The organism is Microcoleus sp. B3-D7 (assembly GCF_036705305.1).
GTDB lineage: Bacteria > Cyanobacteriota > Cyanobacteriia > Cyanobacteriales > Microcoleaceae > Microcoleus.
On record NZ_JAUBUE010000012.1, the window covers coordinates 80,257 to 94,014 of the forward strand.

Sequence of the window (13,758 nt, forward strand, 5' to 3'; positions counted from 1 at the left end):
ATTAGTTAGTGCGGGCTGGTCTACCGCATTATGAAGCATTTTTAAGTGCAGAGAATTTGCAGAGCTTACAAAAGAGTGGGAATAGAAGATGAATCAGATTACAATGCCTGTATTGCCCCAGATGAACGAGTTGTGGCAAAAAACGCTGAATTGGCAGCCGGATGAGTCCCAGCAGCAACAATTTCAGCGGCTTTATGAGTTAATTGTCGAGGGAAATCGCTCCTTGAATTTAACTCGAATTACTGAGCCGATGGAGTTTTGGGAAAAACATTTGTGGGATTCTCTGCGGGGAATTGCGAGACTGCTGCCAGCTAATCATAATTCGGCGGAAAATCCCGGATTAGGCGCCGAGTCGGTGGAGAAAGCGATCGATATCGGGACAGGTGGGGGTTTTCCGGGTCTGCCGATCGCGATCTCCCTGCCGCATTTATCAGTTACTTTGCTCGATTCTACGCGCAAAAAAATTACTTTTTTGGAAACAGTTGTGCCGTCTTTAGGGATAGAAAATGCTGCAACTTTGTTGGGGAGAGCCGATGAAATTGCCAGAGCGCCACAGCACAAACAAGCTTATGATTTAGCCGTTCTCCGAGCAGTTGGAGCAGCTCCTCTCTGCGCTAAATGCGCGCTGCCTCTGCTGAAAAATGGCGGTTTGGCTGTACTTTACCGGGGGAATTGGACGGTGGAGGAAGAAACGGAGTTGCAAAGGGCGATCGAGCATTTGGGCGGTAAAGTTGAGTCAGTCGAAGCATTCACAACGCCGACGAGTCAGGGGGCGCGGCACTGCGTTTACTTGCGGAAAGTTGTACAGCAGTTCGAGCGTCCCGTGCGCTAGCTATAGCCGTTTTTCAATACTAACTATGCTTGCCAATAAGATTGCACTTGTGACAGGTAGCTCGAAAGGAATTGGTGCTGGCATCGCCCTTGAATTAGCAAAATCTGGTGCAGATATTTGTGTCAACTATTCCGAGTCTCCAACATCTGCGCGAGAAATAGTCAACCAGATTCACTCTCTCGGCCGTCGCGCTATCGTGATTCAAGCAGATGTCTCCCAGCGCGACCAAGTGGAAAGGATGGTCGATAGGTGCGAACAAGAACTCGGTCAAATCGATATTTTAGTAACAAATGCGATCGCTAGCGTCCGAAACACCTTGCTGGAAACTAAATTTGAGGATTTACAGCGGACACTAGAAATAGGGGTGTACGGTGTGTTTCATGTATGTCAAATAGTCGCCCGCCGTATGGTGGAAAGGAAGGCCCAAGGCTCGATTATCCATATCTCATCCCCCCACGCCCATTTTCCGTATAAGGGTGCTATTGACTACAACACCACCAAAGCAGCCTGTCATCACCTCGTTCTTTCTATGGCCAATGAACTGATGTGGCACAAAATTCGAGTCAACATCCTAGAGCCTGGGTGGACTGACACTCCCGGTGAGCGACGCTGGTACAGCGACGAATTGCTTGAGTCGTTCAGCAACCAAATGCCTCTTGGTCGGATGGCATTCCCGGAAGATTTAGGCCAAGCAGCAGTTTTCCTGGCATCTGATGCAGCTAGCTACATCACGGGTAGCGTGTTAAAGGTAGATGGTGGACTGTACATTGAGGGCAGCCCTAGTTTGAGAGCAGAATCAGAAAATAAGTAGGTAGGCGGCATTAAACTGAACCATCTAACAGTATGTAAACATGGCTAAGTCAGCCACGCTTAAGGCTAAGGATATTTTACAATCGTTTACTTAATTGCGTTTTCCAGCGCCTACCTAATTAAAACAGAGTTTGTTGTTGGGCTGTCTGCGCTTGAGCGCAACAACAAACTTTGTTGAACTAAGCGCTCGCCTTTTCGTAGCGCTTGTTAATTTCCGCCCAATTAACAACATTCCACCAAGCTTTTAAGTAGTCGGCGCGCAAATTTTGGTATTTGAGATAATAAGCGTGTTCCCAAACATCGTTACCCATAATTGGATAATTTCCCTCCATGAAAGGCGTGTCTTGATTTGCCGTAGTTGTAATCTCAAGTTTGCCAGCTTTATTGCGGACTAGCCAAACCCAACCGCTGCCAAAACGCTTGGCGCCGGCATCGTTAAATTTTGCTTTAAAATCGTCAACACTGCCGAAAGTTTGCTTAATTGCTGTTGCAATTGCCCCTGTGGGTTCGCCGCCACCGTTGGGACCCATGATTTCCCAAAACATACTGTGATTTAGGTGTCCGCCGCCATTGTTACGAACGGTTGTGCGAATATCTTCCGGCACTTTGCTCAAATCTCGCAGCATATTTTCCGCAGTTATATTTTTTAGTTGCGGGTATTTACTGACAGCATCGTTGAGGTTTTTAACATAAGCGGCGTGGTGTTTGTCGTGGTGAAATTGCATTGTCCGCGCATCGATATGCGGTTCTAAAGCATTGTATTCGTAGGGAAGAGGTGGCAGTGTAAAAGGCCCGGGGGTTTGGGCTATTTTTGGACTTTCTGCAACTGGACTTGCTTGCGATACATTATTTCCTGACGCTTGGCAAGCACCTGCGGTAATAGCTCCGACCGTGGCAGTCATCAAATACAAGAAATCTCGGCGTTTGAGAGTCATAAAAAGTACCTAAGTGAATTATTAACTGTTTTATCTCAGATTGAAGCAAAATGGGAGCGAGTTGAGAAAAAAAGTCCTATCGCCCGAATGGATGAGACGGATGGGCGATGGTTGTGAGAGTTTCTCAAGTATAGGCTAATTGTATGCGCGTAACTAACTCACGTGCTCCGGTTCATCAACCCGGTTTCTGTCTCGAAACCGGGTTTTTTTGCGATTATTCTTGGGACAAGCGTTGGATGGCTTCGCCTCCAAAAAGTCGATCGGCTGCTTGAAGAATACCGGGAATTTTAGCAGCGTGGGGACTGTGGGCTAGACAGCGGCGCAAGTCTAATTCATCGAGGCGATCGGCTTTCTGGCCGGGGAACCAGTGACTGGCATTACCTAAGAGGTTGTAGCGCATCTTGCAATAGTCGATCGTATCGTAAGCCTGCGCCAAATTCCACAGCCACAGAATCACATAAATATTAATACCTCCGGGAGTATTTTCGATAGTTGGTAAACCGACGTGCCAAGTCTTAAACCAATCTTCTCCTAATTTATCAATTGCTGCATTTTCTAATTTTTCTAATATCGGGGGCAAAATTTCATCGGCTCTATCTAACAATTCTACAGCTTTCAGATGCTCGTTAAAATCTTCAGGTTTTGCGGCGCCCAAACTCAAAGTGTGTACTTGCGGATGCGACAAACAAAACAAATCATTAAACACCATCGGACTCAACGGATAGCACAACTCTACCAATTTTTGCGGCGGGCTGTAAAGTTGACCGCCTTTGTCGGAAGGACTGATAATAAAAACGCCCATATCGTGACGTTTAGCAGCTTCAATAGCTGGCCAATTACTTTGATTGATGTAGTACCAGTGCAAGTTAAGGTAATCAAATTGATTGGTTTCAATTGTTTTGACAATCACATCCGTCGGGCCGTGGGTTGAAAAACCAATAAACCGAACTTTGCCTTCTGCTTGCAACTTTCTGGCCACATCCATGCAGCCGCCCGGACGCATAGACTCCTCTAGCAATTCCCACGTATTAATGCCGTGCAGCGACAGTAAATCGACGTATTCTAGTTGCAAATAAGCTAAGGATTTCTCAAATTCTTCGCGAAACTCTTGGGAGTTCGGTTTGGGGCTAACTTTCGTTTGCACTATCAACTTTTCGCGGGGAAAATTCGGAAAAATCCACCCCAATTGCATCTCGGAAGTGCCGTAACCGCGAGCAGTTTCTATGTGATTGATGCCGCATTCAATCGAATAGCTAATCGTCGATTCTAGATTTTGTTGATTGTCTGAGGGAATTTCATTGGCTGGCACGTCTTGCCATTTGTACTGATATCTCATGCCACCGCAGGAAAAGACGGGCATGGATAATTCTGTGCGACCGAATCTGCGATATTGCATCATCATAATCAAAGTCAAAGCTATAGAAGAAAGAAGTTCGGCAACGGATTTTTTAACGGTGTAACGGATGTCAGTCCGATGTCCGTCGGAAGTTGGGCAACGGATTCGTTTTCTTCGGATGTAACGGATGTAACGGATGTCAGTCCGATGTCCGTCGGAAGAAGGAAGAAGGAATATGTAACAATCCCCAGGGTTTGACTGATTAAGAACTTCTTAATAGTCTTGGCTGTTGCTATAGGGTAAAAAACCTTGTTTTTTGTATTTTTGCGGGTTGTAACTCGCATATTGCCGCATTCTCCTGAACAGGCAAGATGCCTGTTCCACAAAGAGTTTTTGACCACCAGTGCGGCAGTTTTGACTATTTAGAAATCTCCCGTACTACGGGTTTTCCGTCTTGGATTTCGCCGACTAAAACCAAATCGGTACAGTCTACAAACAAACCATTTTCTAACACACCGGGAAGGTTATTCAAGCTTTTTTCCATTTCTCCGGGGTTGGCAATGTCATCAAATTTGACATCAATTACCATATTACCTTGATCGGTAATTACTGGGCCTGCTTTTTTCACGCCCATGCGGAGTTCGGGTTTGCCACCCAATTTTTCAATGGCGCGCATCACTGGTGTTAATGCCATCGGTATAACTTCGATGGGCACCCGAAAAGTCGAACCCAATTTATCTACGATTTTGGAACTGTCAACTACTACAATAAATTGAGTTGCGAGGTAATCGACTACTTTTTCGCGGGTGTGGGCTGCGCCGCCACCTTTAATTAAGTTGAGGTGGGGATCGACTTCATCAGCGCCATCAATAGCAACATCAATTCTATCAATTTCATCGAGTGTTGCCAGCGGTACTCCGTACTGTTTGGCTAACACTTCTGATTGAAAAGATGTCGGCACTCCCTTGATATCTTTAAGTTCACCTGATTTTATGCGATCGCCCAATGCTTGAATAGTATAAGCTGTAGTTGACCCAGTGCCGAGTCCGACAATCATACCAGATTTTACGCGATCGGCTGCAGCAAAGCCGACTTGCTGTTTCATCAATTTTACGGGATCTTGTTCTGTGGTCATGTTCGGTACTCCTTAATAGTTTTAAGATTATACCATTGAATGAAAATCGGATTTCTCGATACCTACACTTGGGATTACAATATTGAAACTCCTTACTGCAAACCTTTGGGGGGCACTCAGTCGGCTATTTGTTACCTAGCCGAGGCGTTGGCTGCACAGGGAAACGAGGTATTTTTGCTCAACAATACTTCCCAGTCGGGGATGTCGCGCGGCGTTGATTGCAGGCGCAGGGTGGGGGACAAATCTAATTTAGAATTGCTGCGATCGCTCGATTTTTTAGTTATAGTCAATATAGTCGGCAAAGCGCAGGAAGTTAAGCCGCTTTTGGGGCATCGAACTAAGTTAATTTTGTGGATTCATAACGAACCGGGCTTTGTATTCCTCCAAGATTTCAATAATCAGCGAGAAATCAATGCTTGCGATGCGTTTGTATTTGTCAGCGAGTGGCAACGCGAGCAATTTCATCGGCGCTTTGGGATTGACTCTAATCGCAGTTGTGTTTTAAGAAATGCGATCGCACCTTGTTTTGCTAACCTTTTCGCCGATAATATTTCTATCCTCTCTCATAAATCTCGACCGCCCGTTCTAGCTTACACCAGCACTCCATTTCGCGGACTCGATATTTTGTTAAAAGTCTTTCCCGAAATTCGTCAAGCTGTCCCCGGAACCCGATTAAAAGTATTTTCAAGCATGAAAGTACACCAAATAGACGACAATGATAACAAGCTTTTTTTCGGTCAACTTTACCGCCAGTGCCAGGAAACAGAAGGCGTCGAGTACGTCGGTTCCGTACCGCAACCCGAACTCGTCCGGCAACTGCGTTCAGTCGCGGTTTTAGCTTACCCAAATACCTATTTGGAAACCTCATCTATTGCCGTGATGGAGGCGATGGCCAGCGGTTGCCGCATTGTGACGAGTGAATTGGCAGCTTTGCCGGAAACAACGGCTGGATTTGCCCGTCTAGTTTCCATGTCAGGGGTGAAAAATTTTGCATCGATAACTAATTGGAATCGGGCGGGCAACGCAGATTGGGAGGGATATACAAGGCGGTTTTTACAGGCGATAGTCGGAGTTTTAAATGAGGGCACGGGTGCGGGCGGCGCAACTGCTGAAAATCATTTAAGACAGCAGGTAGAATATATAAATCGAGGGTGTACTTGGTCGGTGCGATCCCGAGACTGGGTAGAATGGTTGAATATTATTAGTGTAAAACCTGTACGAGTGGCAGAGCAAATGATCGGGAATTCTTTAGTAGGTTTAGAGGCCGTGAGAGATTATTTTCAAAAGGGAAATTGGCGGAAAGATCAGGGTGATCTCGGTGGCGCCATCGAGAATTATCAGAAAGCTTTAGAGTTCAATCCCGAAGATGCGGAAGTTCATAAAAAGTTGGCGGAAGTTTATGTTTTGCAAGGAGAATTTGAAAAGGCGATCGCCTCTTGTAATGTCGCTCTTACATTTCAACCCAATTTTGCTCCTGCTTACTTAACAATAGGCAATGCTTTGCATAGTCAAGGCAAGCTGGAAATGGCAATTGAAGCTTACTTGCAAGCTTTAGAAATTCAGCCAGAATTTGCTGAAGCCAGCGCGAATCTCGGCAGTATGTATTACAAGTTAGGGCAATTGGAACAGGCGGCCAATTATTACCAGAAAGCTCTGGCAATTAATCCTCAATTGTGTTCGGTCAATATGATGCTGGGCAGCGTTTTGCAGCAGCAAGGAAAGTTAGATGCAGCAATTACTTGCTATCAAAAAGTGCTGCAATTGCAACCGGGAGATGCCAGCGCTGCTGAGAAACTATCGAGTTTGCTCGCACAAAAACAGCGGGAAACTACCGACAGCAACTTTATCGAATTAGAAACAGAATCAGGCGAACAGCAACCAGTATCTGTCAACAAAGATGAAGGCTACGGCTTGCAGCCTTCGAGCATCAATTTGCCGCCAGCGCCAACCACGGAGACTTTAAATACTCCGTTTACAAACCCCGCCGAACTTTCCGATCAAGTTACCTCGCTCAATGTTCCAGATAGCGGACAAGTTGCCAATTTTCAAGAAGTAGAACCGTACAATAAACTCGCCGAAAACTTTTTAGTTCAAGGTAAAATTAAAGAGGCGATCGCAGCTTGTCAGCAAGCGCTAAAAATTCGACCGGATTTCATCTACGCTTACGTCACTTTAGGCAATGCCTTGCAAGCAGGAGGCAAAACTGAAGCTGCAATTCGATCGTATTCTCAAGCCCTAGAATTGCAGCCCAATTTTGCGGAAGTGCGCGCCAATATCGGCAGTATGTATTTCAAAATGGGGCGTTTGGAAGAAGCGATCGCCCATTACCAGCAAGCCATCGCCCTGAGTCCCGATTTAGCGGGAGCTCACTGGAATTTAGGGAAAGTATATCACCAACACGGCAACATCGAAGCAGCGATCGCCTGTTTTAAAAGAACATCCGAACTCAACCCGCAGCTAGTCGGTGCAGACTTCCACTTTAACTTAGGTAATCGACTTTTCAGCCAAGGAAAGCGCGACGAAGCCATCGAAAGCTACGAAAAAGCGATCGCCATTAAGCCGGATTGGGCAGAAGCTTACGGTAACATCGGCAGCGCGCGATCGCAACAAGGCAATCTCGACGCCGCCATAGCTTACTATCAGAAAGCTGTAGCTTTAAAGCCGCATTTAGAAGTTTTGCACTTCAATATAGCCAATTCTTTTTTACAGCAAAACAAGTACGAAGAAGCGATTACTAATTATCAAAACACTCTGAAAATTAAGCCCGACTGGCCGGAAGTTCACGCTAACCTCGGCAGTTGTTTTTCCATGCAGGGGCGGCTGGAAGAAGCTTTAGCCAGCTATCAGCAAGCTTTGGCCTTAAAACCGAATTGGGCAGAGGTTTACTGCCGGATGGGACACATTCAGAAACAAGATAAGCCGTTGGAGGCGATCGCCAATTTTGAAAAGGCGATCGAATGCAACTCCAAATATAGCGAAGCCTACCAACAACTGTGCGACTTGCTAAGCCATTCTACCAACCTCGCCGGAGCCCGCAGCGTTGCCGACAAATACTGCGAAAACTGCGGCGAAAATGCCCCAGTCATGTCAGCTACAGCCTACGTCTTTTCCTACCTGCAATCAGGTGTCAGCAAACAGGCAATTCAGAAACTAGAAGAAATCGAAAACCTCTGCTACGAAAAGGTCGAAACCTTTAGCGTAATCGAACTAAAACTGCTCTACGAAATCTTCCTGTTTGCAGTTTCTCACCTGCGAGACAACCGCGAAAAGAATGCCAGTTTCTACAGACTTATTGCCAAAGAATACTACCAAAAAGCCGTCCCTAAGCGCCAGGACATTAACAGAATCAACCTAGCAAATTACCAAGCAAAAGAACAGCGTCCTTTAAAAATCGGTTTCCTTTCCAAACACTTCCGCCGCCACTCAGTAGGCTGGTGCAGCGAAGCTTTAATTCGCGAATTAAGCCACATCACCCCCCACGTTCACCTTTACGTCACCGGGAAACTCCACCGAGATGAAGTTACGCAGCGGTTTGAAGACATGGCGGGCAAGTTTTACTGGCCTAAAAAATATCCAAACGGCTTTGCTGACGGCGGTGAAATCTTCGCCGAAGTAGTGCAAGACAACTTGGATGTTTTGATAGACTTAGACTCAATGACAGTGCCAACAAATGTCGAAGTGCTGTATCAATATCCTGCGGGAATTTGCGTTTCTTGGCTGGGATTCGACGCACCCTACATTTCAGATAATCACTACTTTCTGTGCGACGAACACACTCACCCCCCTGGTGTGGAAAAAAATTACTTAGAACAGTTAGTAAGATTGCCTGCTTGTTCGGTAGCAATTGGCGCACTGCAAAGCATTCCTGTGAATCGAGAGGCGATTAGAAACGCTCTCGGAATTGGCTTAGATCAAATGACTTATCTGTGCGTTGCGCCAGGTAGAAAAACCAATCCAGAAATGGTACGAGCTCAAGTTACAATTCTTAAGGAAGTACCAGATAGTGTGTTAATCCGCAAAGGTCAAGGCGACCCCGACGTTATTCACAGCACTTACCGCCAAGAATGCGAAATTCAGGGAGTAGATTTTGCTCGGATTAAGTTTATAGGTCAAACCCGAAGTGAGGAAGAACACCGGGCTATTTATTATGTAGCCGACGTGCTTTTAGATTCGTATCCTTACAACGGCGGGACTCATAATTTAGAGGCTTTGTGGGCGAATTTGCCAGTGGTAACTCGCTCCGGCGACCAATATCTTTCGCGCATGGGTTACGCTTTTCTGAAAAGTGCAAATCTTGATGTTGGTGCAGCGTGGACTTGGGAGGAATATACGCAGTGGGGAGTTAAGTTTGGCCGCGATGCTGGTTTCAGAAATGCGGTGAAAGAGCATTTAGTAAAATCTAAGCAGCCAGAACATCTCGCACCTTTGTGGAATCCTAAAAAATTGGCTGAGGATATGTATGAGGTGTTTCAAAAACTTTTGTCAGTTGACGGTTGACTGTTGACTGTTGACGGTTGTCAGTTGTCATTAGTCATTAGAAGGAAAAATTTCCGCATCTCTCACTCTTCCCCTCTTTCTGTGAAGTCTTGTAACAATCTTCGTGGAAATGCGTAAAAATTCCGCGCCGAATCTGATAGATAAATAGCTGATTCATAGTACCGCGATCGCACTAACTTTATGCCAGTTAGGGCGATCGCTTTTTTGTGGTGCAGGAATTATTTAAAACTTAAAGATTGCGTAAGTTTTTTGACAGCAGGTACAAAAACGGTGACACTCATTAGTAAATTTGCTAGGCTTTGACATTATCAAACTCAGCAAAATCATCTACCTTTAGATATATCATGCCCAATATTACCCTCTACGACGCGATTACCAACCTTCCCGCCGGAACGCCCCCCGGCATAGGCACGCCCAGCGGCACCGCCCTTGCTTACGGACAAATAGCCCCGCCCGGTACACCACTTCCCACGCCCCCTTTTCTTCCCGGTTCTACGGCTTCTCTGGCTGCGGGTGCGTTTACGCCAAACACAACGGGCATCAATACTCGTACCATCTACACTCCTAATAGCAATGCTGGCTATGCGGGTTACAACAATTACGATCCACAATCGCTACTTACTCCTACGCCGGTGATACTGCCGCCTTTCACCGCCGCCGCATTAGACCGCACCGCTGGTTATACGATATCTTTTAATGCAGCAATTCCCACAGAAACTAGCAACCCCAACCGCGCGGGTTTTAGCGTCACAGCTATTAGCAGCGACGGCTTAAACGGTTTAGAATTGGGTTTTAAAAACAATAAAATTTTTGGTCAGTCAGATACTTTTGTCGAAGCTGAAACGGCTACACTTCCGGCGGGATTCGATCTAACTTCAAATAACAATTATGTCTTAAAAGTACAAGGCAGCAATTATGAACTTTTTGTTAATAATTACCCAACTGCAATCCTCACAGGACCGCTGCGTCCAATCAAGTTTGACCCCGCTGCAAGTTCTCCTCCTTTACCTTTCAATCCTTACAGATTGCCGAGTTTCCTATTTTTTGGGGACAATACTGACCAGGGAAGCGCTACATTTCGTTTGGGCAGGATAGCTGTTAATGACTTGCCTGTTGCTACTCCCGACAATGCGATCGCAACCGTCGGCACTCCTAATATTAAAATTAACGTGCTGACAAACGATACAGGCGGCACAAAGGCACTGACAGTGCAGAGTGTTACCCACCCAACAGGCGGCACTGTTACTGTTGACGACTGGATTTATGCAGCAGGAGATTTCACAAATATCGGGGGGCAGCCACGCAATTATATTGCCCGGTTGTACGGCAGCGACGGCACGGCAGATCCTACTTTTAACCCCAATGCGGGTAGTCAAGTCAGGGCGATCGCGATCGATGCTAATAACAACCCAGTAGTAGGTGGCTTTTTCACCAATATCGGCGGGCAACCTCGCAACAATATTGCCCGATTGAACAGCAGCGACGGCACAGCAGATCCTACTTTTAATCCCAATGCGGATAATTTTGTCGGGGCGATCGCGATCGATGCTAACAACAACCCACTTGTAGGGGGCGGTTTCGCTAATATCGGCGGGCAGCCGCGCAACAATATTGCCCGGTTGAACAGCAGCGACGGCACGGCAGATCCTACTTTTAATCCCAATGCGAATAATTTTGTCGGGGCGATCGTGATCGATACTAATAACAACCCAGTTGTAGGGGGCCAATTCACCAATCTCGGCGGGCAGCCACGCAATTATATTGCCCGGTTGAACAGCAGCAACGGCACAGCAGATCCTATTTTCAACCCTAATGCGAATAATCTTGTCTATCCGATCGCGATCGATGCTAACAACAACCCAGTAGTAGGGGGCTTGTTCATCACTATCGGTGGGCAACCTCGCAACAGAATTGTCCGGTTGAACAGCAGCGACGGCACGGCAGATCCTACTTTTAATTCCAATGCGAGTAGTTGGGTCGGGGCGATCGCGATCGATACTAATAACAACCCAGTAGTAGGGGGTGCTTTCACGAATATCGGCGGGCAACCTCGCAACAATATTGCCCGGTTGAATAGCAGCAATGGCACGGCAGATGCTACTTTTAACCCCAACGCGGACAATGTAGTTTATGCGATCGCGATCGATGCTAATAACAACCCAGTAGTAGGTGGCTTTTTCACCAATATCGGCGGGCAACCTCGCAACAATATTGCCCGGTTGAACAGCAGCGACGGCACGGCAGATCCTACTTTTAACCCCAATGCGGATAATAATGTCTTGGCGATCGCGATCGACCCCAAACGCAGCATTGTGTACACTCCCAACCCCACTTTCAACGGCCTCGACACCTTCTCCTACACAACTACCGACGGTTACAGTACCTCAACAGCACAAGTCAGCGTCCTAGTCAACAATTCCCCAGTTTTAGACAACTCGGGCACGTCTAATTTAACAGCAATTAATGTCAACGAAACCAACAACAGCGGTACATTAATTTCTGCTATTATCGGCAGCAGCATCACCGACCCCAACGATGCCATTTTACTGCGTCCGAAAGGCATCGCCATCACAACTTTAGATACTACAAACGGCAGTTGGCAGTATACGACCGACGGCACAAATTGGAACAATATTACTACTGTTCCTACCGCTGCAACTGCCCTGTTGTTATCAGCAGACGCGACAACCCGCCTCCGTTTTGTTCCCAACCCTAACTACACCGGAACAGTTACTAACGGCATTACTTTCAATGCTTGGGATAGAATCACCGGCACTAACGGCGGCACGGCAGATGTGACAGGGGATTTAGAAACTAATGGCGTTTCTAGTCCTTTTAGTACAGCCAGCGAAACAGCCAGCATTACAGTTAGTCCATTACCTGTTATTACTAATATCACATCCGATCAGGCAGATGGAACCTACGCGATCGGTGCAACAATTCCCATTACCCTCACGTTCAGTCAACCAGTTACTGTTACAGGTACGCCGCAGCTTACTTTAGCCACAGGCGGTACAGGTACTGTCATTAATTATGCCAGTGGCAGCGGCAGCAATACTCTGACATTTAATTACACAGTAACAGCCGGCAATAGCAGTCTCGACTTAGACTATACCTCGACAACTGCTTTATCTCTCAACGGCGGTACTATTAAGAATGCTACCAATGCTGATGCTGTCTTGACTTTGCCGAATCCGGGTGCAGCTAATTCCTTGGGTCAAAATAAGGCAATAGTAATTGATGGGATCGCCCCAACTGTCAATCCGACGACTATTGCTGATATTACGGTGGCGGGGGGAACCACTCAAGCTTTTACTGTTACTTTTAACGATAATAGTGCGATCGATGTTACAACTCTAGACAGTTCTGACTTTTTAATCAATTGGTCGGGCGGTGGTATTCCTGTTAACTTTGTCAGTGTTGATACTAATACTAATGGCTTGGGGCGGACAGCTAGTTATTCATTTACTCCGCCTGGGGGAAGTTGGGATATTGCAGATAATAATCCAACTTACAGTATTAATCTGCAAGGTAATCAAGTTAAAGATACTGCTGGGAATCCTGTAGCTGCTACGAGTTTAGGAACTTTCAGCGTTAATATTACCGCGCCAACTCCAACTCCGACGCCCACTCCGATTCCGACTCCGATTCCGACTCCAACTCCGACTCCAACGCCCACTCCCACGGAAACCCCGACGCCCACTCCCACGGGAACCCCGACTCCGACTCCGACTCCGACTCCAACGGAAACTCCGACGCCGACTCCAACGGAAACTCCGACGCCGACTCCAACGGAAACACCGACTCCGACTCCAACGGAAACCCCGACTCCGACTCCAACGGGAACCCCGACTCCGACTCCAACGGGAACCCCGACTCCGACTCCAACGGGAACACCAACGCCGACTCCGACGGAAACGCCGACTCCGACGGAAACGCCGACTCCGACTCCGACGGAAACGCCGACTCCGACTCCGACGGAAACGCCGACTCCGACTCCGACGGAAACGTCGACTCCGACTCCGACGGAAACTCCGACTCCGACTCCGACGGAAACGCCGACTCCGACTCCGACGGAAACTCCGACTCCGACTCCGACGGAAACGCCGACTCCGACTCCGACTCCAACGGGAACCCCGACTCCGACTCCAACGGGAACCCCGACTCCGACTCCAACGGGAACCCCGACTCCGACTCCAACGGGAACCCCGAC

General features: G+C 47.2%; 7 protein-coding genes. 4 read left to right on the forward strand and 3 right to left on the reverse strand.

Features of this window, described 5'->3' with window-relative positions; all coding sequences use genetic code 11:
• The first annotated feature begins 88 nt into the window (after positions 1–88).
• On the forward strand, positions 89–832 hold the full coding sequence (rsmG, locus tag QUB25_RS11545) for a 16S rRNA (guanine(527)-N(7))-methyltransferase RsmG (RefSeq protein ID WP_333183421.1): 744 nt from the start codon (positions 89–91) through the stop codon (positions 830–832).
• A gap of 25 nt (positions 833–857) precedes the next feature.
• The gene (locus QUB25_RS11550; protein WP_333183422.1) at positions 858–1,643 is read left to right on the forward strand and encodes an SDR family oxidoreductase; all 786 of its coding nucleotides are present in this window, start codon (positions 858–860) and stop codon (positions 1,641–1,643) included.
• Between the two features lie 178 nt (positions 1,644–1,821).
• Here QUB25_RS11550 and QUB25_RS11555 read toward each other — a convergent pair whose 3' ends face one another.
• The 3 genes from QUB25_RS11555 to rpiA form a co-directional block, all read right to left on the reverse strand.
• Complete coding sequence (locus QUB25_RS11555; RefSeq protein WP_333038343.1) at positions 1,822–2,577, reverse strand: Fe-Mn family superoxide dismutase; 756 nt, start codon at positions 2,575–2,577, stop codon at positions 1,822–1,824.
• Between the two features lie 214 nt (positions 2,578–2,791).
• Complete coding sequence (locus QUB25_RS11560; protein ID WP_333183451.1) at positions 2,792–3,973, reverse strand: aldo/keto reductase; 1,182 nt, start codon at positions 3,971–3,973, stop codon at positions 2,792–2,794.
• A gap of 358 nt (positions 3,974–4,331) precedes the next feature.
• Positions 4,332–5,048 carry a ribose-5-phosphate isomerase RpiA gene (gene rpiA / locus QUB25_RS11565; protein ID WP_333183423.1) on the reverse strand — a complete coding sequence of 239 codons (717 nt, stop codon included), beginning with the start codon at positions 5,046–5,048 and terminating at the stop codon, positions 4,332–4,334.
• 39 nt (positions 5,049–5,087) lie between these two features.
• Between rpiA and QUB25_RS11570 the strand changes: the two genes are divergently transcribed.
• Both QUB25_RS11570 and QUB25_RS11575 read left to right on the forward strand, forming a co-directional pair.
• Positions 5,088–9,545 carry a tetratricopeptide repeat protein gene (locus QUB25_RS11570; RefSeq protein ID WP_333183424.1) on the forward strand — a complete coding sequence of 1,486 codons (4,458 nt, stop codon included), beginning with the start codon at positions 5,088–5,090 and terminating at the stop codon, positions 9,543–9,545.
• Between the two features lie 344 nt (positions 9,546–9,889).
• Positions 9,890–13,758 (forward strand): delta-60 repeat domain-containing protein (locus QUB25_RS11575; protein ID WP_333183425.1); only part of this gene is annotated, 3,869 nt, incomplete at its 3' end.

Coding starts and splice junctions, on each gene's coding strand:
- QUB25_RS11560 (WP_333183451.1), bottom strand. CDS start 3,973: ATGCAATATCGCAGATTCGGTCGCACAGAATTATCCATGCCCGTCTTT.
- rpiA (WP_333183423.1), bottom strand. CDS start 5,048: ATGACCACAGAACAAGATCCCGTAAAATTGATGAAACAGCAAGTCGGC.
- QUB25_RS11550 (WP_333183422.1), top strand. CDS start 858: ATGCTTGCCAATAAGATTGCACTTGTGACAGGTAGCTCGAAAGGAATT.
- QUB25_RS11555 (WP_333038343.1), bottom strand. CDS start 2,577: ATGACTCTCAAACGCCGAGATTTCTTGTATTTGATGACTGCCACGGTC.
- rsmG (WP_333183421.1), top strand. CDS start 89: ATGAATCAGATTACAATGCCTGTATTGCCCCAGATGAACGAGTTGTGG.
- QUB25_RS11570 (WP_333183424.1), top strand. CDS start 5,088: ATGAAAATCGGATTTCTCGATACCTACACTTGGGATTACAATATTGAA.